This is a genomic window from Paraburkholderia phymatum STM815 (assembly GCF_000020045.1).
GTDB lineage: Bacteria > Pseudomonadota > Gammaproteobacteria > Burkholderiales > Burkholderiaceae > Paraburkholderia > Paraburkholderia phymatum.
Map to the genome: position 1 here is coordinate 1,293,943 of NC_010622.1, position 24,628 is coordinate 1,318,570.

Annotated in this window: 19 protein-coding genes; 4 read left to right on the plus strand and 15 right to left on the minus strand. The window is 64.4% G+C overall.

The genetic code is table 11. The annotated features are described in order from the left end of the window. Window positions 1-10: 10 nt before the first annotated feature. The 5 genes from glnQ to BPHY_RS05875 form a co-directional block, all read right to left on the minus strand. The gene (glnQ, locus tag BPHY_RS05850) at window positions 11-751 is read right to left on the minus strand and encodes a glutamine ABC transporter ATP-binding protein GlnQ (RefSeq protein ID WP_012400557.1); all 741 of its coding nucleotides are present in this window, start codon (window positions 749-751) and stop codon (window positions 11-13) included. Beyond that, the gene (glnP, locus tag BPHY_RS05855; protein WP_012400558.1) at window positions 748-1,404 is read right to left on the minus strand and encodes a glutamine ABC transporter permease GlnP; all 657 of its coding nucleotides are present in this window, start codon (window positions 1,402-1,404) and stop codon (window positions 748-750) included. Before glnP ends, glnQ begins: the two co-directional genes overlap by 4 nt. A gap of 26 nt (window positions 1,405-1,430) precedes the next feature. Beyond that, window positions 1,431-2,177, minus strand: coding sequence for a glutamine ABC transporter substrate-binding protein GlnH (glnH, locus tag BPHY_RS05860; RefSeq protein WP_012400559.1), 747 nt, complete (start codon window positions 2,175-2,177; stop codon window positions 1,431-1,433). Window positions 2,178-2,560: 383 nt separating this feature from the next. Continuing rightward, entirely contained in the window at window positions 2,561-3,700 is a 1,140-nt protein-coding gene (locus BPHY_RS05870) for a porin (RefSeq protein ID WP_012400560.1), read from the minus strand. 426 nt (window positions 3,701-4,126) lie between these two features. Next, on the minus strand, window positions 4,127-5,032 hold the full coding sequence (locus BPHY_RS05875; RefSeq protein WP_012400561.1) for a LysR family transcriptional regulator: 906 nt from the start codon (window positions 5,030-5,032) through the stop codon (window positions 4,127-4,129). A 135-nt stretch (window positions 5,033-5,167) separates the two neighbouring features. On the opposite strand from BPHY_RS05875, the gene BPHY_RS05880 reads away from it, so the two are divergent. The 3 genes from BPHY_RS05880 to BPHY_RS05890 are packed head-to-tail and all read left to right on the plus strand — an operon-like array spanning window position 5,168 to window position 9,022. Continuing rightward, entirely contained in the window at window positions 5,168-6,589 is a 1,422-nt protein-coding gene (locus BPHY_RS05880) for a M20 family metallopeptidase (RefSeq protein ID WP_012400562.1), read from the plus strand. Window positions 6,590-6,599: 10 nt separating this feature from the next. Next, window positions 6,600-7,922: an MFS transporter gene (locus tag BPHY_RS05885; RefSeq protein WP_012400563.1), complete on the plus strand. Its 1,323-nt coding sequence runs from the start codon at window positions 6,600-6,602 to the stop codon at window positions 7,920-7,922. Window positions 7,923-7,951: 29 nt separating this feature from the next. Then, complete coding sequence (locus BPHY_RS05890) at window positions 7,952-9,022, plus strand: serine hydrolase domain-containing protein (RefSeq protein ID WP_012400564.1); 1,071 nt, start codon at window positions 7,952-7,954, stop codon at window positions 9,020-9,022. Window positions 9,023-9,047: 25 nt separating this feature from the next. On the opposite strand, the gene ppk2 is transcribed toward BPHY_RS05890, so the two are convergent. The 3 genes from ppk2 to bla form a co-directional block, all read right to left on the minus strand. After that, on the minus strand, window positions 9,048-10,151 hold the full coding sequence (gene ppk2 / locus BPHY_RS05895) for a polyphosphate kinase 2 (RefSeq protein WP_041763342.1): 1,104 nt from the start codon (window positions 10,149-10,151) through the stop codon (window positions 9,048-9,050). 91 nt (window positions 10,152-10,242) lie between these two features. Then, window positions 10,243-10,464, minus strand: a complete 222-nt coding sequence (locus BPHY_RS05900; RefSeq protein ID WP_012400566.1) for a YdcH family protein — start codon at window positions 10,462-10,464, stop codon at window positions 10,243-10,245. A gap of 199 nt (window positions 10,465-10,663) precedes the next feature. Then, entirely contained in the window at window positions 10,664-11,566 is a 903-nt protein-coding gene (gene bla / locus BPHY_RS05905) for a class A beta-lactamase (protein WP_012400567.1), read from the minus strand. 97 nt (window positions 11,567-11,663) lie between these two features. Between bla and BPHY_RS05910 the strand changes: the two genes are divergently transcribed. Further along, on the plus strand, window positions 11,664-12,566 hold the full coding sequence (locus tag BPHY_RS05910; RefSeq protein WP_012400568.1) for a LysR family transcriptional regulator: 903 nt from the start codon (window positions 11,664-11,666) through the stop codon (window positions 12,564-12,566). Between the two features lie 27 nt (window positions 12,567-12,593). Here BPHY_RS05910 and BPHY_RS05915 read toward each other — a convergent pair whose 3' ends face one another. The 7 genes from BPHY_RS05915 to BPHY_RS05945 form a co-directional block, all read right to left on the minus strand. After that, window positions 12,594-14,096, minus strand: a complete 1,503-nt coding sequence (locus tag BPHY_RS05915) for an MDR family MFS transporter (RefSeq protein ID WP_012400569.1) — start codon at window positions 14,094-14,096, stop codon at window positions 12,594-12,596. A gap of 167 nt (window positions 14,097-14,263) precedes the next feature. Then, window positions 14,264-16,498, minus strand: coding sequence for a DEAD/DEAH box helicase (locus BPHY_RS05920; protein WP_012400570.1), 2,235 nt, complete (start codon window positions 16,496-16,498; stop codon window positions 14,264-14,266). After that, complete coding sequence (locus tag BPHY_RS05925) at window positions 16,470-17,780, minus strand: ATP-binding protein (RefSeq protein WP_012400571.1); 1,311 nt, start codon at window positions 17,778-17,780, stop codon at window positions 16,470-16,472. Before BPHY_RS05925 ends, BPHY_RS05920 begins: the two co-directional genes overlap by 29 nt. Further along, window positions 17,777-20,125 carry a tellurite resistance TerB family protein gene (locus BPHY_RS05930; protein WP_012400572.1) on the minus strand — a complete coding sequence of 783 codons (2,349 nt, stop codon included), beginning with the start codon at window positions 20,123-20,125 and terminating at the stop codon, window positions 17,777-17,779. Before BPHY_RS05930 ends, BPHY_RS05925 begins: the two co-directional genes overlap by 4 nt. Window positions 20,126-20,733: 608 nt before the next feature. After that, the gene (gene rarD / locus BPHY_RS05935; protein ID WP_012400573.1) at window positions 20,734-21,858 is read right to left on the minus strand and encodes an EamA family transporter RarD; all 1,125 of its coding nucleotides are present in this window, start codon (window positions 21,856-21,858) and stop codon (window positions 20,734-20,736) included. Beyond that, window positions 21,855-23,138 carry a class-III pyridoxal-phosphate-dependent aminotransferase gene (locus tag BPHY_RS05940; RefSeq protein WP_012400574.1) on the minus strand — a complete coding sequence of 428 codons (1,284 nt, stop codon included), beginning with the start codon at window positions 23,136-23,138 and terminating at the stop codon, window positions 21,855-21,857. The genes rarD and BPHY_RS05940 overlap by 4 nt, the downstream gene beginning before the upstream one ends. Further along, window positions 23,128-24,624 (minus strand): hypothetical protein, encoded by a 1,497-nt coding sequence (locus tag BPHY_RS05945; RefSeq protein WP_012400575.1) that lies wholly within the window; start codon window positions 24,622-24,624, stop codon window positions 23,128-23,130. The genes BPHY_RS05940 and BPHY_RS05945 overlap by 11 nt, the downstream gene beginning before the upstream one ends. Between the last annotated feature and the right edge of the window lie 4 nt (window positions 24,625-24,628).

Consider the following 24,628-nt stretch of genomic DNA (forward strand, 5'->3'; position numbering starts at 1 on the left):
GTGAGCACAATCATTCGACGTGTTGAAGAAAATCGCGCAAGCGCTGATTCGGCGGATTGTCGAGCAGTTCAACGGGCGGTCCGTCGACGGTGATATGGCCGTGCTCCATGAAGATCAGCCGCGTGCCGACCTTGCGCGCAAAGGTCATTTCGTGCGTGACGACAACCATCGTCATCCCCTCCTCTGCAAGTGACTGCATCACACGCAGCACTTCCTGGCGCAGTTCCGGGTCGAGCGCGGACGTCGGCTCGTCGAATAACATCAGCTTGGGCTTCACGGCGAGGGCGCGCGCAATCGCGACGCGCTGCTGCTGCCCGCCCGACAACTCGCTCGCGTAGTGACTCACACGAGAGGCCAGTCCCACTTTGGCGAGCAATTCCTTAGCGAGCGACTCCGCCTCTTCCTTGCCCATGCCGCGCACCTGGCGCGGGCCGAACGCGACATTTTCGAGCGCCGTCAGTTGCGGGAACAGATTGAACTGTTGAAATACCATCCCCGCTTCCTTGCGGATTTCGCGGACCTTTCGCGATCCGCCGAGCACGCTGATGCCGTCGACGATCAGATCGCCGCCGTCGATCTGCTCCAGCGCATTGATACAGCGCAGCAGCGTCGACTTGCCGGAACCGGACGGCCCGATCAGCACGACGACCTCGCCCGCGCGGATGTCGAGATCGACGCCGTCGAGCACGGTCGTTTGCCCGAAGCGTTTCGTCACTTTCCTGAATTCCACCATGTTCGCGAGCGCGCTCATAGCATCCGCATCCTCTTTTCCATCGTGCGCAGACAGAATGTCAGCACGCCGATCATGCACAGATAAATCGCGGCCACGGCCGTCCAGATTTCGACCGCGCGAAAATTCGAGGCCATGATTTCCTGGCCCTGGCGCGTCAACTCGCCGACGCCGATCACGATGAACAGCGACGTATCCTTCAGGCTCACGATGAACTGGTTGCCGAGCGAAGGCGTCATGCGCCGGATCGCGACGGGGCCGATCACGAACGCGAGCACGCGCCACATCGGCATGCCGAGCGCGAGGCCCGCTTCCTTCAGGCCACGCGGCACCGACAGAAATGCGCCGCGCACGATCTCCGCGATATACGCGCCCGAGTTGACGACGATCGACACGACGGCCGCCGTCATCGCATCAACGCGCACGTTCAGCAGCACGGGCAGCGCGAAGTAAATGAACATCACCTGCACGACGATCGGCGTGCCGCGCACGAATTCCACGTACACGAACGCGATCTTTTGCATCAAGGCGTTACCGTATGCGCGCATCAGGCCGAACAGGAACCCGACGGCAAGGCCGCCCGCCAGGCCCACCACGGTAATCAGCACCGTCAGCTTTGCGCCCTGCAGCAACGCAGGCAAGGCATCGGCGACGACGGACAGATCGAACTGCATGGCTACTCTCCCGCTGCCGATGTTGTTCAGGACTTCGCCGGCTCGACGCCGAACCACTTCTTGTAGATCGCCGCGTAACGGCCGTCAGCCTTGATCTTCGCAATCGCCGCATTGACCTTCGCCACGAGCGGACTGCCCTTCGGGAACGCGATGCCGTATTGCTGCGCCATCATTTGCGGCCCGACTGCCTTTACGCGTCCCTGGCCCGCCGTGTGGATGTAATAGAGCACGTTCGGCGTGTCGTGCATTGCGGCATCGACGCGTCCCGTCTGCAACTCCAGATACGCGTTGTCGATGTTCGGGAACTGACGCAGATCGGTCCCCGCGAAATGCGCCTTTGCGTAGTCCGCCGCCGACGTGCCCGTCTTGATCGCAAGCGACTTGCCCTTCAGGTCGTCCGGTCCCTTGATCGTGCTCGTGACCGGCACCATCAGCATGAAGCCACTGTCGTAGTAGCCGTCGGAGAAGTCGATCACTTTCTTGCGCTCGTCCTTGATCGTGATGCCCGCAAGCGCGACGTCGACGTTATGCGTCTGCAAGGCGGGCAGGATGCCGCTGAAGTCCATCGGCTGCAGCTTGTAGTCGATCTTCACGTCTTTCGCGACGGCTTCCCACAGGTCGATGTCGAAGCCGACGTACTTGTCGCCCTGCTTGAATTCGAACGGCACGAACGCCGTGTCGACGGCAACCAGCAGGGTCTCGGCACGCGCCGCATGACCGAGAACAGATACGGCGACGAGTGCGGCCGCAGCCAGCTTTGCTACGAGTTTCATGACGATCCCCTTGCGCGGTGAGTGGATGATGAGTGGATGAACGGTTGAACCGGCTCGATTGCAAACCGATTTGCGCTGAGTATCTTTGTGCAAAATAATTTGCGCAATAGGCACGTGCGCAAATTTCGATTGCGAAGCGGGTATACCCTGATGAGTGAGATCGGCCGGCGATCGGCGCGCTTGCTCGGGCAGCGGCTATGAGCGCCCATGAGCGGCCGCGCCGGCGGCCTCGAAGCGCGAGATGTGGCGCTTTTCGTCTGCGCAAATCCAATGCAAAAACGCGCGCTCCGCCTGGACACGGAACGCGCGTTCGCCGCTGCGGCGTGCGCAAGATGCGCACGCGATGTCACATCATGCCGTGCATCGCGTGCGGCTCTCGCCGCCTAGAAGCGGTGACGGATACCGACGGTGCCGACCACTTGCGAGTCGCTCGACGATGCGCTGACGCCGACGATGTGCGCCGTGATGCCCGAGCTGCCCGTGCTGCCGACGTGCTGGTAGGCCGCCTCAGCGTAGACGTCGGTGCGCCTGGACAGTGCGTAGTCGGTTTGCAGCGTGACCTGGTGGTACTTCGGCTGTGCGCCGAGCAGGCTTGCATCGGTGTACGTGTAGGCGCCCGACAGAGACCATGCCGGCGTGATCGCGTAGCGGCCGTTCAGTTCGAAATTCGTGAAGTGCGCGCCCGTGCCGTTCAGCGCGATGCCGCTCGTCTTGCCCGATGCCGACGTGCCGATAGTGGTGCCGTTCGCGAGTTGCGTCTGCGTAAAGACGAAACCGACGTTTGCAGGGCCGAACGCATAGCTGACGCCCGCGCCGTACGTGCGTTGACGCGAAGCCGTGAAGGTTGCGTCGGTGCTCACTGCGCCGCTCGTGTTGTTCGACCCTGCGCCGTTCAGTTGCAGATAAGCTGCCGCGACCTTCAGACCGCCGAATGCATACGATGCGCCGACGCTATACGCGCGGTTGTCCGAGAAGCCGTCAGCTTCGTTCGAGAAGCCGTACATCGCGCCCGCCTTGAAGCCGGCGTAATCGACGCTCTGATACTTGACCGAGTTGCTGACGCGGAACGAGTTGTTCAGGTTGTCGTTGTCGTACGGGTGCGCAGCGAGCGTGCCGCCGTATTGCGTGCCGTTCAGCGACAGCGGGCCGAGGTTGTCGACGAGGTTGTCGTACTGGCGGCCGAGCGTCACCGCGCCGTACTGGTTGCTGGCCAGGCCGACGAATGCCTGGCGGCCGAACAGACGGCTGTTCTGCCCCATTGCGCCCGTCGACAGATTAAAGCCGCTTTCCAACGTGAAGATCGCCTTTAGCCCGTTGCCGAGATCTTCCGAGCCGCGCAGGCCCCAACGGTTGCCGTTCAGGATGCCGCTTGCCTGCTGGATATTGCTGTGGCCGCCGGCGTTGCTGGTGTACGTCAGGCCCGTATCGAGCAGGCCGTACAGCGTCACCGAGTTCTGAGCGTGTGCTGCGCCAGCCGTGGCGAACAGCGTGAGCGAGAGGGTCGAGAGTATGAGCTTTTTCATCTTTTCTCCATTATTCCGATAACGAATGCTATCGTGCCGCGGAGAATATCCGATTGAATCCGTATTTCGCCTTTATCGTTGCGTTTTAGCCACCCTTTAAAGACTTTCCCAATCTTCCTGTAAAACAATTGGTAATTCAGGCAATACCGAAGCTGAAATGAAATGGGGCGCATCCCTCTCGCAGATGCGCCCTCACCGGCTAATTGCAGCTACTCCCGGAATACAGACCTGCGGATTCTATGAGTCGATTGTGAAAGCATCAAGTCGTGCATTGCATACATTTCTTTCCCATTCTTATAATGGTAAGAAAGCGCAATTAAATGACTCTGATTTTGTATTCGATAAAAACGTCAATAGTCGATTGCCAATTCGGGCTATTGTCTGCTGCGCGGTGAACGCTGGCCTTCGACACTTCGACCTGGTGAATCAATCGACGATCTCCGGCGCATCGATCGCCCGCTTCAACACATCGACGAACGCCTGCACGGTCTGCGGCAATGTGCGCCCCGCCATCGTCTGAACCTGCAGCGTGCGCTGATGCAGCGCGGCGTTCGTGATCGGAATCGCCGCCAGCCCGTCCGCGTCGAGCCGGCTGCGCACGGTCAGATAGCCCGTCAGCGTCACGGCGTCCGTAAGGCGCACGAAGCTTTGCAGCGCCGCGTGATAGTTGCTGACGAATACCGGCTCGAAGATCAGTCCTTCCAGACTGCACGAAATATCGAACAGCTGCCGGATCGTCACGCCCTGGTTGTCCATCGCGAGCGGCCACGGCGTGAGGTCGCCAAGCGACACCGCTTGATGCGCGGCGAGCGGATGTCCGCGCCGCACCAGCGCGTAGATCGGCGCGCGCTGCGAGTAGTGCACGTCGATCTCCTTCTCCGGCGCGAGGCTGAAACAGACGGCGATATCGGCCGTCCCTTCCCTCACCCGCTGCGTCGCCACGGAAGGCGCGGACACGTCGAGCTGAAAATGCGTCGACGGATACGTCTTCAGAAAATGCGCGAACACTTGCGGCAGAAAATGCGGCGCGACGCCCTCCGAACTGGCGACGCGTATCGTCGCGCGCCCCTCCTCCGCGAGGCCGCGAATCTCGCCGACCACGCGCTCGGCTTCGAGCAGGCTGCGCCGCGCATGCTCCGCGAGCAGGCGCCCCGCGTCGCTCAGCACCATGCCGCGCGGGCGCCGCTCGAATAGCGGCGTGCCGAGTTCCTCCTCGAGCTTGCCGATCTGCCGGCTCAACGCCGACACGGCCACGAAGAGCCGCTCCGAAGCCTTGCTCAACGACCCGCTGCGGGCCACTTCCAGGAAGTAACGCAGTGCCGTGTTGTCCATGTCCGCTTTGCCGTTTCGGCAACGATTGATCGCAAATATTGTAATTGTGCAGAAATATCGGCGGCGGCAGCATCGGTTCGACTGCTTATCCATGAACCGGCGCCGGCCTTGGCGCAACGCACAGGAGACCCGTCGTTGACTCGTGATATCGCCATTCGAAACGCGGCCGGCCAGTACGATTCCGGCCGTTTTCTCGACGACTTGCGGCGCCGCGTCGCGTATCGCACGGAAAGCCAGGAAGCCGACAGCGGCGCACGGCTGCAAGGCTATCTCGACGAAGAGCTGACGCCGCTGCTCACGCAATGGGGCTTTACCTGCCGCGTTGTCGACAATCCCGCGAAAGACGCAGGCCCGTTCCTGATCGCGCACCGTCACGAAGACGACGCGCTGCCGACCGTCCTCAGCTACGGCCACGGTGACGTAGTTCGCGGTTACGACGCGCAGTGGCGCGACGGCCTCTCGCCGTGGGACGTGACCGTCGACGGTGAACGCTGGTACGGCCGCGGCACGGCCGACAACAAGGGCCAGCACAGCATCAATCTCGCCGCGCTGAAAGCCGTGCTCGACGCGCGCGGCGGCAAGCTCGGCTTCAATCTGAAACTGCTGTTCGAAACGGGCGAGGAAGTCGGCTCGCCGGGGCTGCATGCGCTGTGCACCCAACTGCGCGACGAACTCTCGGCCGACGTGCTGATCGCATCCGACGGCCCGCGCCTGTCCGCGCATCGCCCGACGCTCTTTCTCGGCTCACGCGGACTCGTCAATTTCAAGCTCGAACTGACGCTGCGCGATGGCGGCCACCATTCCGGCAACTGGGGCGGCCTGCTGCGCAACCCCGGCATCGTGCTCGCGAATGCGATCGCATCGATGGTCGACGCGAACGGCAAGATCCTGATCGACGGGCTGCGTCCGCCGCCCATTCCCGACGCCGTGCGCCGTGCCTTGTCCGGCATCGGCGTGGGCGGCAATCCGGGCGAGCCGAGCGTCGATACCGACTACGGCGAGCCGGGCCTCACGCCGACCGAGCGCGTGTTCGGCTGGAACAACCTCGAAGTGCTCGCGTTTCGCACGGGCAACCCCGACAAGCCTGTCAACGCGATTCCGCCGTCGGCCGTCGCGTTCATGCAGCTCCGCTTCGTGGTCGGCACGGACTGGCGGAACCTGGAATCGATCGTGCGCCGGCATCTCGACGAACACGGCTTCGGCATGATCGAACTCGACGTGGAGCGCGGCGCGCCCGCCACCCGCGTCGATCCCGATAACGCATGGGTGCAATGGGCGCTGCGCTCGCTGCGCCACACGACGGGCGACGAACCCGTGCTGCTGCCGAACCTCGGCGGCACGCTGCCCAACGACGTATTTGCCGACGTGCTCCGCATGCCGACGCTGTGGGTGCCGCATTCGTACCCCGGCTGCTCGCAGCACGCGCCGAACGAGCATCTGCTCGGCCCGGTCGTGCGCGATGGGCTGCGCATCATGGCCGGTCTCTTCTGGGACCTGGGCGCCCACGAAGCCGGTGCAACCAATCCCGCTCCGCATGTTTCGACCACCCCAGCCTGAGGACGTCGCAATGAATATGGATTCCGTCACCGCGCATCATCCCTCGCACGCGTCGCACGCGTCACACGATGCCGGCCCGTCCGCCACGTCGGGCAAGGGCGTCGCGCGCCTGATCGTCGCCACGTCGATCGGCAATGCGCTCGAGTTCTACGACCTGATCGTGTACGGCTACTTCGCGACCACGCTGTCGAAGCTGTTCTTTCCTGCACACAACGCGACCGTCTCGCTGCTGCTCACGCTCGGCACCTTCGCGCTGTCGTATCTCGCGCGGCCCATCGGCGCGCTCGTGCTCGGCTCGTATAGCGACCGCAAGGGCCGCAAGGCATCGCTGACGCTATCGATCGCCATGATGACGCTCGGGACGGGGATGGTCGCGCTGATGCCGACCTACGCGACGATCGGCCTGCTCGCGCCTGTCGGCATTTTCGTGTCGCGCCTGTTGCAAGGTTTCTCGGCGGGCGGCGAATTCGGCAGCTCGACGGCGTTCCTGATCGAACACGCGCCCAGGCGCAGCGGCTTCATGTCGAGCTGGCAGTTCTCCAGTCAGGGCGCGAGCACGTTGCTCGCGTCCGCGTTCGGCGCGGTGCTGACGGGTATGCTCACGCCGCCGCAGCTGGAAGGCTGGGGTTGGCGCATTCCGTTTCTGTTCGGCATGCTGATCGGTCCCGTCGGGCTCTATATCCGCCGCCGCATCGACGAGACGCCCGAATTCGAGCGCGCCGAAAAAGCCGAGTCGCCCGTGCGCGAACTGCTCGCGACGCAAAAGTCGCGCGTGCTGGTGTCGATCGGCGCGCTCGTGCTGACGACGACGGCCAATTACATGATCCTCTACATGCCGACTTACGCCTCGCGGCAACTCGGACTCGCACCGTCGTCGGGCTTCATCGCGACGCTGATCGCAGGGTTGATCGTCACGGTGCTCACGCCCATCGTCGGACACTGGTCGGACAAGGTGGGCCGCACACGCATCATGCTTGGCGCGGGTGCGCTCTTCTTCGTCACGGTGTATCCCGCGTTCATGTTCATGAACGCGCACCCGTCGTTGCCGACGCTGCTCGCCGCCGTCAGCTGGGTCGCGCTGCTGAAGGCCACGTACTTCGCACCGATTCCCGCGTTGATGGCCGAACTCTTTCCGACCCGCACACGCACCACGGGCATGGCCTTCGGCTATAACATCGGCACGACGATATTCGGCGGTTTCACGCCGCTCGCGGTCGCGTCGCTGATCGCCGCGACGGGCAATAACCTCGCGCCGGGTCTCTATCTGATGATGGCGGCCGTCATCAGCCTGCTGACCCTGGTCTGGGCGCGGGCGCGGCTGAACGCACACTGAATCGAATGAATCACGAGGGACGCGCACGTATGCAAGCCGATTTGCCGCAAGCACTGAAAGAAGCGATCCAGTTTTCGATCGATCACGAATCGCCGTGGGACCGCAATGCCGATGGCAAGTTCGGCGTACATGTGAACGACCCGCCGCCGTGGAATCGCCTGCTCGGGCCGATTCACGACCGGGGGCCGGTATCGGGTGCAGTGGCCGTCGATGGCCGGCTGCTTGCGACATGGGGCGAACCGGATCGCGCCGACCTGACCTTCAGCATCGCAAAGACGTATCTCGCGCTGCTGGCCGGCGTCGCGCACGATCGCGGCCTGCTGCCCGATCCCGACGAGCCGGTGCGTGTGCGCGTGCCGGGCGTCGGTTTCGACGACGAGCACAATGCGCCCATCACATGGACGCACCTGCTGCAACAGACGAGCGAATGGCAAGGCACGTGCTTCGGCTTGTCCGATCAGGCGGATCACTATCGCGCGGTGACCTTCGGCGATCCGCCCGCCGGCCGCAAAGGCGAGCCGCGCGGGCTGCAACCGCCGGGTACGTACTGGGAATACAACGACGTACGCATCAATCAGTTGTCGCTCGCGCTGCTGCATCTGCTCGGCAGGCCTTTGCCCGATGTGTTCCGCGAAGCTATCATACGGCCCGTGGGCGCAAGCGAGCACTGGCAATGGGTCGGCTATGACGACGCGTGGCTCGACCTCGGCGGCCGCCGTGTGCAGTCGGTGCCAGGCGGCTCGCACTGGGGCGGCGGCATGTCGGTGAGCGCGAACGATCAGTTGAAAGTCGCGCAGATGCTGCTCGACGACGGGCTTGCCGACGGACGCCGCGTGCTATCGGCTGAATGGATCGCGCGGATGCGCGCGCCGTGCACGCTCGCGCCGTACTACGGGTATCTGGTGTGGCTTAATACTTCGCGGCGGGTGTTTCCCGCCGTGCCGGAATCGAGTTACTTCGGCGTCGGCGCGGGCAGTTCGTTCATGTGGATCGAGCCGGAGCGGCGCATCGCGCTGATCGTGCGTTGGCTCGATTCGCAGTTCGCGGACGCGTTCTTCGGGAAGGTGCTGAACGCCATCGAGACAGTGTGTTCGCGATAGCGCTGCACGCGCCCGACGGCATGCGCTAGATCGCCCGCGCGACGATCAACGGGTCGACCGCACCGATCACGTCGAGGTTGCGATTCGCATACGGCAGCTTGTGCAACACGTATCGCATCGCATTGAGCCGCGCCCGCTTCTTGCAATCGGAGCGAACGACGGTCCAGGGCGTGTCTGCCGTGTCGGTGTGTGCGAACATGGTCTGCTTCGCCTGCGTGTAGTCGTCCCATTTGTCCAGCGACGCGAGATCGACGGGGCTCAGCTTCCATTGTTTGAGCGGATGAACCTGGCGTTCCTTGAACCGCCGCGCCTGCTCCTCGCGGCTCACCGAAAACCAGAACTTCACGATATGGATGCCGCTTTGAGCAAGATGCCGTTCGAACGCCGGGACCTGCTCCATGAACTCGATATATTCGTTCTGCGTGCAAAAGCCCATGACCCGCTCGACGCCCGCGCGGTTGTACCACGAGCGGTCGAACAGCACGATCTCGCCCGCCGTGGGCAGATGCTGGACGTACCGCTGGAAATACCACTGCCCGCGTTCCAGCTCGGTCGGCTTTTCGAGCGCGACCACACGCGCGCCGCGCGGGTTCAGGTGCTCCATGAAGCGTTTGATCGTGCCGCCCTTGCCCGCCGCGTCGCGCCCTTCGAAAAGAATCATCACGCGTTGCCCCGACTCGCGCACCCATGCCTGGAGCTTCAGCAACTCGACCTGCAAGCGGTACTTCTGCTTTTCGTACGCCTTGCGCGACATCAGGTTGAGATACGGGTAGCCGCCCTCGCGCCATGTGGGCGACAGTTCGTCGTCGGGATCACGCTGCTTGCCCGTTGACCACGATGCCGGGTCGCCTTCCAGCAGAAGGGTGCGCAACGCGCTCACCTCGTCGGCGGACATGCCGTCCATCACGGTCTTCACCGCGGCTAACAGCGTGTCCGCGCTCTGCATCGCGCCCGCTTGGATCACCGACTGCATGCCGTTGGCGAGCAGGTCGTTGGCGGCGCCCGTGGCGTGATGCGTGTGTGCGAGCTCCGCGGACCTCGCCGTGCGCCCCGGAATGGTGTCGCCACGCGAAACCTGGCGCGGCCCCGCCTGAACAGTTGAATTGTCTTGCTGCGCGGTCAACTTCATGAACTCCCGATTACGATGAAATCCGGACGGGCCGCGACGCGACGCGTGTCACTCATCGACGCGCACCGCGCGGCCCACAATGTGGCATACGTCAAGCCGAGGTCTGCGCCTGCCTGAGGATCGTGTACAGGTTGTCCTTGAGACGCAGCTTTTCTTTCTTGAGGACTTCGATGCTGCGGCCGTCGGCGGGCACGACACCCGTTTCCATGTTGCGAATCTCGTGGTCGAGTTCATTATGGCGCTCGAAAAGCCGCGCGAAATGCGCGTCTTCTTTCTTCAGGCGCGAGATCAGATCGCGATACTCAGGAAACATGGCACCTCCTCAGATGGTCACGGTCAAGCGATTGGGTTCAAGCTTGCGTGCATTGTCGCATCGTGAGGATGCGTGAACACTGTTATGGATCACTAATCATATGTGTCACGAAGTCGCATATGAAATCGACATGACGAGCGGCACAGTGCGCAACACGCGTAACGCGATCTGCGTCGGGCTACGCCTCGACCGCGATCGTTCAGAGATGCGCGACCAGCGCCCCCACTTTCGCGATCGCCGCATCGCGCTGCGCCGCGCTGGTCTGCGTCGCGCCCGTCAGGTACACCGCGACGAGAACGGGCGGCCGTCCCGCAGGCCAGACGATTGCGATATCGTTCGAGGTGCCCCGTTCGCCCGTGCCCGTCTTGTCGCCGACGCGCCAGTCCGGCGGCAAGCCCGCGCGCAGCCGTGTGTCGCCCGTCTTGTTGGCAACGAGCCAGACCGTGAGATGCTGGCGCGACGCAGCGGACAGATGCTCGCCGAGCAGCATCGCGCGCATGTCGGCAATCATCGCGGCGGGCGTCGTGGTATCGCGTGGATCGCCTTCGATCGCCTCGTTGAGCGTCGGTTCGTTGCGGTCGAGCCGCGTAACGCCGTCGCCGATGCCGCGCGCGAACACCGTCAGCGCCGGCGGCCCGCCGATGCTCTCCAGCAACAGATTCGCCGCCGTGTTGTCGCTGCGCGTGAGCGCCGCTTCGCACAGTTCCGACACGGTCATCCCGTCGCCGCCCGCACGCGGGCCGCTGACGGGCGAATTGGCGACGACCGCATCCTTCGCGTACACGATCCTGCGCCCAAGTTGTTCTTTGCCTTGATCCTTGCGCATCAGCACAGCCGACGCGAGCAGGAACTTGAACGTACTGCACATGGGAAAGCGCTCGCGGGCGCGCCAGCCTTGCAATTGGCCATTTGCCGTATCGAGGATCGCGACACCCAGACGGCCGCCCGTTTCCGCCTCGATCTGCGCGAACCGCTTGTCGAGCGCGCCGCCATGCGCCGCGCGACCCTGTGCGGACGCAGCCGCAGCGGTGCCGAATGCCTGAACCGCAATACCCGCCAATCCACCCCCCAACGCGATAGTGAAAGCCCGCCTCGTAACCATTGCTCCTCCTTGAAGAGCCGCCACTATCGCGTCTCCCCGGCGGGCTGACAAACGATGATAAATTGCTCGATGACCCAGAAAATCTTATGACTCGAACATGCGTCCCTATCTGCCCCTGAATGCGCTGCGCGCGTTCGAAGCGTCGGCACGGCATCTGAGTTTCACGCGAGCCGCGCTCGAATTGAACGTCACGCAGGCAGCCGTGAGCCAACAGGTGCGGATGCTCGAGGAGCGCCTCGGCGCGACGCTCTTCAAGCGCCTGCCGCGCGGACTCGCGATCACGGATGAAGGGCTCGCGCTACGCCCCGTGCTGAGCGACGCATTCGATCGCATCGAAGCCGTGCTGCGGCAGTTCGAAGGCGGGCATTTTCACGAGGTGCTGACGGTCGGCGCGGTCGGCACCTTCGCAGTAGGCTGGCTGATGCCGCGCATGAAAGCGTTTCGTGACGCGCATCCGTTCGTCGAGTTGCGCCTGATGACGAATAACAACCTGGTCGATCTCGGCGCGGAAGGTCTCGACTTCGCGATCCGCTTCGGCGACGGCACATGGCCTGGGTCGCGTGCGTCCAAGCTCTTCGACGCGCCGCTGTCGGTGCTCTGCACGCCAGAGATCGCGCAACGCCTGCACACGCCCGCCGATCTCGCCGGCGAAACATTGCTGCGCTCGTATCGCGCCGACGACTGGGCGAGCTGGTTCGCAGCAGCGGGCCTTGCGCCGCGCCCCGTGCGCGGGCCCGTCTTCGATTCGTCGCGGCTGATGGTGGAAGCGGCCATGCAGGGCGCGGGAGTCGCGCTGGCGCCGGCATCGATGTTCGAACGTGATCTGTCGATGGGACGCCTTGCGTGCCCGTTCGCTATTCACGTGCACACGGGCAGCTACTGGCTCACCTGGCAAAAGGCGAAGCCTGCGTCGCCCGCGATGCGCGCGTTCAGTCAGTGGCTCGCGACGGAAGCAGAGGGAATGGCGGAAGGGATCGAATCGTCAGGCGAAGCGTCGTGATGCACGCTTCACCCGGGTCACGCATCCTCACATCTCGGACAGATGCGCCGCTGCCGACGTCTCGCGCGGCTGTCCGCCGATCTTGATGTGCGGCACCATCATCACCGACAGCACGGCACCGACACAGATCACGAAGATCGACAGGAACGTCAGGTGCAGCGAGTGATGCAGCGCCGCGCGCACCATGTCGTTGCCCGACAGCGCGGCCTGCGCCGCGCCCGGCGTCGCGTCGAGCAGCGAGCGCAATTGGTCGGATGTGATCGACATGCCTTTGAAGTGGCTCAGCCCGAAATTCAGCACGGCGCCGAAGATCGCCGCACCGAGCGTACTGCCCAGATTCCGTGAAAACAGATTCGACGCCGTGGCCGAACCGCGTTGCAGCGGCTGCACGATCTCCTGGATCAGGATCAGCGAACTGACGCTGACGATACCCATGCCCAGTCCCATCACCAGCGACCCCACGCCCGCCGTGACGGGCGACCCGTCCGGCTGCAGCAACGCGAACGCGATCGCGCCGAGCGGCAGGAAGAAGCTGCCCGCCACCATCGTGCGCCGCAGCCCGAGCCGGTGGAACGACTTCGCGGTAAACGTTGCGCCCGACGGCCAGCCGAGCATCACCATCGTCAGCGCGAGGCCCGCGATCACAGGCGATTGATGCAGCACGCCCTGCACATACATCGGCAGGAAGGTGGTGAGGCCCATCAGCGCCATGCCGGACATCACAGTCGCCGCATTGCACGCGGCGATGGGCCGCTGGCTCCACAGCGCGAACGAAATCATCGGCTCGGACACGCGCCGCTCGTGCCACACGAACCACGCCCCCGCCACGACGCACAACGCGACTTCGAACAGCGCACGGCCATCGGTTTCCGAGCCGGCGTCCGTGAGCGCCATCATCAGCGCGCCGATCGCGATCGTGAACAGCACGGCGCCCATGATGTCGATCGACGGACGCTGATGGCGCTTTTCTTCGTGCAGGTACGTGATGAAGCCGGACGCGGCCAGAATGCCGATGGGCACGTTGATCCAGAAGATCCACGACCACGACAGATCGCGGATCAGCAGCCCTCCCGCCATCGGACCGATCACGGCCGAGATCGCCCAGACGCTCGCCAGATAGCCCTGGATCTTGCCGCGCTCGCGCGCCGGATACAGATCGGCGACGATGGTCAGTGTGACCGGCTGGATCGCGCCTGCGCCCATGCCCTGTATCAGCCGGAACGCGATCATCGCGGGCATCGACCACGCAAAGCCCGCGCCGATCGATCCGATCAGGAAGATAGTGATGCCGACCAGCACGGTCGGCTTGCGGCCGTACAGATCGGCGAGCTTGCCGAACACGACGGTCATCGCCGTCTGCGCGAGCAGGAACGACGAGAAGACCCAGCTGTAAAGACGCAGGCCGCCAAGTTGCGTAACGATTTGCGGCATCGCCGTCGAGACGATGGTGGCCTCGATGGCCACCATCGCCATCGAAGCCATGACGGCCGCGATGACGAGATGACGCTTCGTCTGGGGATGATTCGACATGGGGACTGTAGTTGTGTGCTGCGCGGACGTGCCGAAAGTTCGCGGAAACAGCGCGCGTTTCGCAAGCCATTCGATGCGCAAAGAATTGTATGCTACCGCTTAATTGATGTGCGCGCACGCGGTTGCACATGCGGCGACGAGGTGCCGACGGGTTTCATGCAGCCCGCTCACTCGCACGCGGCAGCAAGCCGCCGCGCCAGCGCCTGCGCGCCCGGCAAATCGAGCCGCAGCGACGCATACGCGCTGCGCTTCACGTCATCGGGCAAGGTCGAGTCCCACTTTTCGTTGTCGATGTTGCCGATCGCGCGCAAGGCGTCCGCGGTCTGCGCGGGCGTCAGCGCCGCGAGACGTTGCAACGCGTCTTTCACCGAAGCGGCGCCCTGAACGCGCACGCTCACCGTCGGCCCCTGATTCCACGCATCAAACCCTTCGGCGCGCAGCAGCACGACTAGCGCATCGTTGATCCAGTCGCCCGACCAGGTGGCGAGTACCGTGTTGCCGCCATGCGTGAACACGGCGCGCGTCGCCAGTTCGTTCGAAGCGAAATAGCGGCGCGCCTCTTCGAGCAGTTCGCGACCCGTCGAATCGAGAAACACCACGGGCGCGCCGTCCTTCAGCACATTGAACATCTCGCGCCGCACCTCGTCGTGCACGAGCGAACCGTTGCCGTCGAACACAGGCGGCACGCCGCCCTGATCGGGCTTCACGTACACGGTCTTCTTCGCGGCATCCACTTCCTGCACGCGCCAGCGCTGCCCGCCGAACACGAGGCCCTGCCCCGGCGCCAGAGGACGCGACACGGGCACCGAGCCGAGCACCCTCGCGCCCGCGACGATGCGAAACTCGTCGTCGGTAGAAAACGATGCGTAGAACGCGTAGTGGTTGACGAGGCGCTCTCCCGCCGTGCCATGCAGCAGCAAGCCGCCCGCTTCCTGGACGAGCAGATCCCTCGCGCCGAGACCGCGCAAGATCGCCGTGAACGTCGCCTTGTCGATCGCGCCGAACGGGCCTTGGGCGACGAGCGTGTCCCACAGTTCGTTCGCCCGTGCGCCGCCCCGCTCGGCGATGATGGACAGGATCTGCTGAACCAGTGTGGACGGATGCATGCCGCCCGCGCGCGGCGGTTCAAACCAGCCGCGCAGCAGCAGGTTCACCATCGCCACCGATTGCACGAGGCTCTCGCGCAGCCGGTCCGACAGATCTGAGCCGCTGTGCAACTCGGCTTCGACACAATAGCAGCGCAGAATCGCCGCTTCGCCCTTGCGCCGGCCCGAGCGTCCGAGCCGCTGCCGCAGGCTTGCCACCGACGGCGGCGCCCCCACCTGCGCGACGCTCTTCACCGCGCCGATGTCGATGCCGAGTTCGAGCGTCGTCGTGCAGATGGCGCTAGCAGGCCGGTCGCCCTTCTTCAGCGCCTGTTCGGTCTGCTCGCGCAACTCCTTCGACAGGCTGCCGTGATGCGGCCAGAATTCGTTCGGATAACCGTCTCGCTCGCACGCGCGGCGCAACAGGTCGGCGTACAACTCGACCTGGCGTCGGCTATTCGGAAAGATCAGATTGTTCGAGCCGCGCAGCACCTTGTACATGTGATTCGCGACGTCCACCGTGCTGGCGGGCACGACATCTTCGAGGCCGGGGTTTTCGATGCCCGGCTCGGACTGGATGCGCGGCGGCTTCTCGACATAGCCTTTGACGAGAATCTTGAGTTCCTGGCCGGCCTCAGCCGACTCGACGATCTGCACGCTCGCTGCGCCTTTCGGGCGCAGAAATCCGGCGGCGAGCCGCATGTCGCCGAGCGTCGCCGACAGACCAACGCGCGGCACACGGCGCCCGCACACCCGGTCGACGCGCTGCATCAGCGACTGCAACTGCATGCCGCGCTCGGAGCCGATGAACGCATGCAGCTCGTCGACGACGACATAGCGCAGCGCGCCGAAGGTCGCGGCCAGCGACGCGCCGCGCGTGACGAACATCGCTTCGAGCGATTCGGGCGTAATCAGCAGCACGCCCGTCGGGTTCTTCACGAAACGCTGCTTGCGGCCCGACGATACATCTCCGTGCCAGCCGGTGACGGGGATCTGCAGCGCTTCGCACAGGCCGTCGAGGCGCGACCATTGATCGTTGATCAATGCCTTGAGCGGACTGATGTACAGCACCGAGCCGCGGCATGGCGCGTCGCGCAGCAGATTGGACAGAATGGGGAGAAACGCCGCTTCCGTTTTGCCGGCGGCCGTTGCTGCCGCGATGATGACATCGCGATCGGCGTCGATCAGCGCGGGCACGGCCCGCTCCTGCGCATCGCGCAGCTCGGTCCAGCCTTCGCGCCAGATCCAGCGGCGAATGCGCTCGTCGAGCAGGTCGAAGCTGCGCGAATCAGTTGAGCCGGAAGCTGGCAAGCTCATCGTCGCTATCGGAAGCGGCGTCGTTGACGATGTCGGCCGCGCCGCCCGTGTCGCGTTCGATATCCATGCTGCCGATCAGCTCGCGCCAATCCGCCGACGGATTCTGCTCCAGCACCGCGAGGAAATTGATGAACGCGGTGATCGTCGTGCGCGGCGTACGGAAGTACGCTTCGCCCAGCCGCGTCGCGCAATGCGCCATGAACGCGGGAATTGCCTCTTCGGGCACGAGCGTCTTGCTCTCATCGCCGAACGCGTAGACGAGGCGCAGCTTGTCGAGCAAAACGTAAAAGTCTTCCGGCGTGAGCGCGGCGAGCCGGATCACGGGGCCGCTGTAGTCGACGAGTCCGTTGGCCGCGAACGCGTTTTCCGCGAGCCGCGACTGCAGCGCCGCATAGCTGTAGAGACCGCGGCGCGTGTCGAGCAGAAACTCGGGCGTGCCGCCCAGCACGAAGCCGAGCCCTTCCGCCGAGCCTTGGAGCGAGTCATTCAGGATGCGCAGGATCTGCTCGTAGTTCGCATGGCGCGCCTGCAGGTTGGCGAGCTTGTACAGGTTCACCATTTCATCGAGGCACACCATCAGGCCGCTGTAGCCCGCGAGCCGCACGAAGCGGCCGAGCAGCTTCAACTGGTCGTACATGCTCGCGTCGTCGACGATGGTGCGCACGCCGAGCGCCTGGCGCGCATCGGTGCGCGTCGAAAACTCGCCGCGCAGCCAGCGCACGGCATCGCTCTTGAGCTTCTCGTTGCCTTCCTCGAAGCCTTTGCAGTATGCGGCGATTACGTCGGCGAAATCGTAGCCGTTGACCATCTCCGTCAGTTGCGAGAGCTGCGCGCGGATCACTGCGTCGCTGCTGCGGCCCGTCGCCTTCGCTTCCGTCTTCGCCTGAGCGATGAACTTCTCGACCACCCCCGCGAGCGCGCCGCCTTCGGGCCTGGTGCGCGTCGCCATGTTCTTGACGAGTTCCGCGTACAGCGAGCGCGCCTGGCCGCCCGACGCATGCAAACGCCGGTCCGGATTCAGGTCGCCGTGCACGGTGACGAGCTTCTTCTCCAGCGCGATGGCGCGCACGAGGTTCAGGAAGAAGGTCTTGCCCGCGCCATACTCGCCGACGACGATGCGAAACGCCGAGCCACCGTCCGCGACGCGCTCGATATCCTTCAGCAGCGCTTCGAGTTCACGCGCACGCCCGACCTGGATCAGATGTTGCCCGATGCGCGGCACGACGCCGGCGCGCAGGGATTGCAGGACCGCGTCGCGGTCCCTGGGGCGGATCGTTGTCATGCAGCCAACCTTTGTACGACTTCCTGATTGATTTCGACGGGATCGTCTCCGTCCGTGAGCGGCTCGTCCCAACGGTCGAGCGACGCCTCGTTCACCTGTTCGATTGCGCCGTCGAGCATCAGTTCGAGATGCGACGCCGCATCGGTGAGTTCGGCGCGCGACCACGATGCGCGGGTGACGAGCAGACGCAGGAACGACGAGTGCGCGTCGTCGAGACCCAGCAACGGCGCTTCGTTTGCGTGAGATGCTTGCGGTGTTTCCGGCGCTTCGGGTGCGGACGTCGGTTTATCGCCGCGTGCCGTTGGCGTCGTGTCTGCAAGTGCTGCAAGCACGTGCTGTTCCCTGGCGCGATCCGGCGCATTCCACTGCGCGGCGACAACGTGCGGGCTTGCCTGTGACGTATGTAACGCATGTAACGTATGTGCCGCATGCGCGTCCTCGACGAACACATCGGCCAGCATCGACGAGACACGTGCCGTCTCTTCCTTGAGCGCGGCGATCCGCGTGGCATCGAGCACGAACGCGTGCTTCGGGGCGGCTGCCCGGGGCGCGTCGGCATGTTTTTTCGACGGCGTCGCGCCCCCATGCGCCGGCGTGGCAGGCGCACCGCTCGCATGCTGATGCAGATCGGTGTACAGCCGCTGCGGATCGATGCCGAGCATCCGGTACACCTTTTCGAGCAGGCGCACTTCGTCGCGCGACACGGCACCGTCGGCGTTCGCCGTATGCACGAGGAACGACGCGATCGTCGCCTTCACGTCCTCCGACAGCGGCAAGAGCTTCTTCTTCAGCCCCGCGCTTGCCGTCGGCTGCGCGAGTTGCACGAGGTTGCGCGCTTTCAGGCGCTTGCGCTGTTCGTCCGACAGATGCGGCCACTGGTCGATCTGCCATTCGATCACAGCCGTCTCGCGCTGCGTCGCGTCGCCATCCGCGCGCGCAACGGTCGCGGCCAGATCGACGATGATCGTCGCGACGTCGTATGCGTCGTCGATGGCAAGCGGATCGGCGCCCGGCTCGACGGCGAACAGCGCGACCGCGTCCGTCGGCTTCGGCGTGCGCGCGCCGAGGCGCACGTCCGGCTCGACGGCAATGCCTGCTTCCGCGAGCGCCGTCGTGAACACGACCGCCTTGTCGCGCGTCATCTTGCCGCCCGACTTGAAGCGCGCCAGCAGCGCACCGAAGGTGCTGACAGCAGTCGCGCCCGTGATTTCGGCGGCGAGCGCATCGATCGCGTCGTGGGTCGCCTGCGGCCACATCGTGGGCGGCAGCGTCAGCGTCGCTTCGAGCGTGCCCTGCGCCTCGGGATAGCGGCCGAGATAGCGGCTATACGCATCGAGCGCGGCAGCGCTTTCGTGCATCAGCAGTTGCAGCTTGTTGCGGGTGCCGTTGACAGCGGCGATATCGGGCAAGCCGACCAGAAAGCCCGGCGTGGGTACGTTCTTCAGCGCGCGGAACGACGGTTGCGGCGAAGCATCGAGCTTCGTGCGGTTCGCGGGAAGCAGCATGCCGTCGCCGAACCGGTCGCGATACTGCCGCGTGAACACCCGGTCGAATTCCTCCGGACATCGCGCCACGGCCGTGCGCCGCACCATCATCGGATCGAGCTTGACCCATGCGAGCGCCCAGTCGGCGGGCAGCGGATGCTGGTCGAGCGCCGCCTGGCCGAACGCGACGCGCACGTTCAGCGGCACCTGATAACCCGTCGCGAGCCCGTCGGGCGCGGCTTGCAGGTACATGCGCGTGTGCCGCGATGCCATCAGCGACAGCGCGTCGATCAGTGCGCGCACGTGCTTTTGCCAGCCGTAGTTCGCATCGAGATTGATGAGGCGGCGCAGTTCCTTCCCGATCGCATTGAATTCGTCGGCGCCGACCTTGCCCGCCGCGCCGTCTACGAGTACCCGCCGCTCCAGGCCGTACAGATAGAAAAACAGATAGCCGGTGTTGATGTCCGATTTTCTCCGGTCGGACGCGAGCCATTCGAGATACGTGCGACGCTGCTCAGGCGTGAATCCGTCATAGCTGAGCGCCACGCTGCCCAATCCCGCCGACGGATTTGCGCCCTCTCGTGCGACGTCGAAGCGGGCGTCGATCACGCAGGCTTCGATCGAATCGGCATGCGAGCGCTGCACGTCGCCCGTATAGAACAAGCCTCCCGACACGTCGAGGCCATGAATGTCGACGGTTTCGCCAGGCGCGACCCAACGTGCGGTCGCACGTGCTGGCGAACGCGTATCGGACCGCGCGCCAGAGTGCGCGGGGCTGATGCGGTAGGCGTCGGCGGAAGCGCCCGCCATGCTTATCGATACCAACGGCTCGTCGTCGTATGAGCCGGAAGAACTTGTCATGAAATTGCGCGGCTCTTATCGAGCCCCTGTGATATCCGGATCAAAACTGCGACACGAACCACGCGCCGCCCACGCTTGTGACGCGGGCGCGCGCCGCTATCGTCCTGGCGGCCCGTCGGCACGGCTTTCACGCAACGTGTCGTCGGATACAAGCTTGAAGGGAAACCCGCGACGGGGGAGCCATATCACGCGCTTGCGTCCGCGCCATATCGTTGACATGGCCGCCGGAGACAGAAAAGCAAGTCCCATCGACAGCGCGATCACGACGGCCACGTCCCTTCCCTGACTACTCCCCTCGCGGCGCATTGTTCGTTCGTCGACATGGGGGCACCCGTCGCCCGGCGTGGTCGCGGCCTTTGATTATATGTTCTTTTTCAGGATCGATCCCGGTAGCGAAAGCGATGGTATGGACGCCGGCAGGCGAGTACGCGAAGGAACCCTTTGAGGGCTTTCCTTACGGAACCCTTTGTGCGCAAACGCACGATCAGGCCCCAACTAATTCGCATATTTTGCAAGCTCATTTTGCTGACTGGGGGTACACTCACCGGCATGCATCAGGTGCACGGTATGGCACCCGGCGCACCTGACCCGATTCCCGTTTCCACGCTTCATGCGTCAGATTGTCCGCACCGTCTCTCAGGTTCTGGACGGCCCTCGGAATGCCAGAACCTATTCACGCCAGCGCAAGCTGGCGTCTTTTTGTGGGCTGGTGCGTGAGCAGACAGAAAAGTCACGTTCAGTCCCCCGGGGCCCGACGCTTGCGCGCCCTGCATGGTTTGTGCGCCGTGGGTCGCTGGCGCCGCGTTTGGCGCCGCGTTTGCCGGCGCGTTTGCCGGCGCGACGACCAGCGTCAGACGACGGCGCCGGACCGTCGCGTAGGTCGCGAGCGCGAGACCGCACCAGATCAGGCCGTACCCCGTCAGGTCGACTGCCGTGAGCCGCTCGTCGAATACCGTGAGCGCCAGCACGAAGGTCACAGCCGGCGTCACATATTGCATCACGGCCGATTCCGTCAGCGACACCAGCGGCATCGCATACGCGTAGAGTGCAAGCGGCACCACCGTCAGCGGCCCCGCCATCATCATCAGCACCGACGCGTCAATGCCATTCGATGTGAACGCGAGCGCATGATGCCACGTCTGATAGCCGAAATAGCCGAGCGCGAACGGCATCATCACGACTGTCTCGCGCCACGTGCTGACGATCGCATTGCGCGTCGGCCACACCTTGCGCGCAAGGCCGAGTAGCGAAAACGTGACCGTTAGCATGACGGCGAACACGGGCACGCCGCCACGCGCGTAGCACTGGACGAAGGTGCCAGCCAGTCCGAGCGCGAGCGCTACCGCTTTCAGCCCGCTGAGCCGCTCGTTCAGAAAGACGATGCCGAGCGCCGCGGACACGAGCGGGTTCAGGAAGTAGCCGAGACTCGCCTGCAGCGCATTGCCCGTCACCGACGCGAGGATATATACCACCCAGTTCGCCGACAGCAGCACGGCCGGCACCAGCGCAAGCACGAACGAGCGCCAGTTGCCCATTTGCTGCCGCAACGCGGGCTTGAGCGCGATGGCAGCCGACAGCACCGCGAACGACCAGAACACGCGGTGAGCGAGCATCTCCGGTGCGCTCACCTCCTTCAGATACCAGTAGTACAGCGGCATCAGGCCCCACCAGCATAGCGCCAGGAGCAGCGCGCCGTAGCCGGCGCCCTCCTCCTTTTGATTGTTTCCATTCATGGCTGTAGCGCCTCGTCGAGTCGGTCGATCAGAAAGTCCACTTCATCCACGCCGAAAATCAGCGGCGGCGACAGGCGCAGCGAATCCGGTGCAGCGGAATTCGGCATGGCGAGCACGCCACCGTCCATCAGATCGAGCCATACGTCGGACATGCTTCTGCCGAACGGCGGCGCGAACTCAGTGTCGAGCGCGAGGCTGAGCGCAAGGCCCCTGCCACGCACCGTCACGCGCCCGTCGAAACGCGCCGCGATGCGCGCCTCGATCAGCGCACCCATCGCAGCCGCGTTGCCGACGAGCCGCTCCCTTTCGACAAGATCGAGCACGATCAGACCGCAGTGCATCGCGAGCCGGTTGCCGCCGAATGTCGAGCCTTGCACTTTCGCCTTGCCAGGCACACCGAACACGGCATCGAAGTCGGCGTCGCCGAGCAGCACGGCCGCCAGCGGCACCAGCCCGCCCGTCAGGCCTTTCGAGACGACGATCATGTCGGGCGCCGCCGACGCATCGCGCATGCCGATCGCGTCGATGCCGAACCAGGTGCCCGTGCGGCCGAGCCCGCAATAGACTTCGTCGGCAATCAGCTTCGTTCCCGTCGCGCGGCACAGCGCGGCGAGTCGCGCCGATGTGTGCGCGTTCCAGTGCTGCGCCGACGACGAACCCGCGACAGGCTCGAACACGACGGCGGCGACCTTGCGGCTCGCCAGCATGTCTTCGAGCGCGGCGAAATTATGTGCGTCGACGTGATGGACGTTGCCCGGTTTCCATGGCAGCGCCTCCGTCCAGAATCGATTGCCTGTCATGAACGAGGAAAACATCGACAGGCCATGGAACGCGTCGCGAAACGCAACGACATCAGGCCGCCCGGTGCTCGTCATCGCGAACTTCACGGCGCTTTCGACGGCCTCGGCGCCCGTGGTCGCGAAGAACACTTTCCCGAAACGCCGGCCTGAAAGAGCGATCAGTTTGTCGGCGAGCAGGCGCTGCGACTCCGCGCATTCGAACGGAAACACGTTCACCGACGTCTGCTGTAATGCGTCGGCGAAACGCGCGAGCAACGATGCATGCGCATGGCCCAGGTTCGCCGTGCCGAAGCCCGCGAGACAGTCGAGCAACGTGCGGCCGTCCGCCGTTTCGATGTAGCAGCCGTCGCCACGCGCGCCTGTCATGTCGAGGCCTGCTGCGTCGAGAAACTGTGCCCACCAGGGGTTGACGGACGCGAAGCGCGCTGCCCCGTTCGCCGCGCGCTCGACGCTGCCCCCAGACTCGAGCTCAGATTTCAAGCGGCCTCCTGCCTTCGTGCAATCCATGAAACCGCAGTTGCGTCTGATCGCCATAGAAGAACGCGACCGACTCGAGCTGCCGCACGTTCACTTCGAGCATGAACAGCGCCGCATCGAGGCTGTCTCGCTGCTCCTGCGGCGTCACGAACGGAACGTCCGCGAGGAAAAGACGCGACAGGCTCGGATGATTCAGCTCGTCGTTCGTCTCGCCATGCTTGACGACGATGTCGCCTGCATGCAGCGCGCGCTCGACGAGTGCGGCGATGTGCTCATGCACAGGGCTGCGCTGGTCGCGCAAGCCTTCCGTGACCATGATCGACGTGAAGAACGCCGTGGGCAGACGATCCGCGAGCACCGTGTACGCATCGATATAAAGCGCGGTGAGGGGCAGCGGCACCGATGCGCGCACGTCGGCTTCGTTCACGCCAAGCGCGACGCACGTGGCGAGTTCAAACGCTTCATGGCCGTACTCTTCCTGAAAGTACTGAAAGAGCCGTGTGCGCAGGTTGCGTTTCAGACGGCGCGACAGCAGTGGCCCGAGGATTTCGACGAAGCGGTCGGTAACGTGATACTGCTCGATATACAGCCCTTTCACGAGCGGCGTGATCGCGTCGCTCGCGAGCGCGGCCGATGCATAGACATTGCCGCCGAGACCATCGAGCGCCTTGAGCAGCAGACGCTCCGCGCGCGCGGCGAGCACGAGGCCGCTGCATGGCTCGCGCAGGTTGTCTGTCGGCGCCGACGTGACGCGCCGGCCGACGCGCAGCGGCGCGATCTCGACGAAATGCGCGAACGACAGCAGGTACATCTGCAGATCGGTTGAATCGAGCGATGCGATGCGGTTGATACCGTCGCGCGTGGTGTCCTGCGCGATCGCGGTCGCAGGATGCCAGCGCAGATGCGCAAACACTTCGGCCAGCACGCGCTGCCACGCTATCAAGAGTTCGGGCGCGTTCCGGCGCGCATACGCCAGCTGAAAATACAGCGCCTGCAGTGCGAAATTGTTTGCGAGCGGGCCTGCCTCTTCGTTCGAGAACGGAAACGCTGCCTGCTCGCGGTCTTGCACGTTGTCGGCGAGCATCGTGTGCACGGCGGCGAGCACGTCCTTGTACATCGCGAGGCGCTTCTCGACGACGACGGCGAGCCGTCGCCCGACTTGCGCGCACAACGCGATCGCACGCTCCGTGTCGGACGTCACGCTGGCGATTCCGCAATCCGTCTCTTCGATTAGCGACAGCGCGTCCAGTTGCTCGGTCAACGCGCGAATCCACGCGGGGCATTCACCTTCGTTCAGCTTCACCCAGACGTCGGACGAAGGCCGCATCAACTGCTCGACGACGCCGGCCACTTCGTCACGAGCGACGCCTTCGAACGACAGGTCGATCAAGTCGTCGGCGATGCCGATCGTCAACACCTCGCCGCCTGACGAGACCTCGCACGGCACCAGCGCCGGCCGTCTGTATCGATCGATATCCCAGCGTTCCATGACC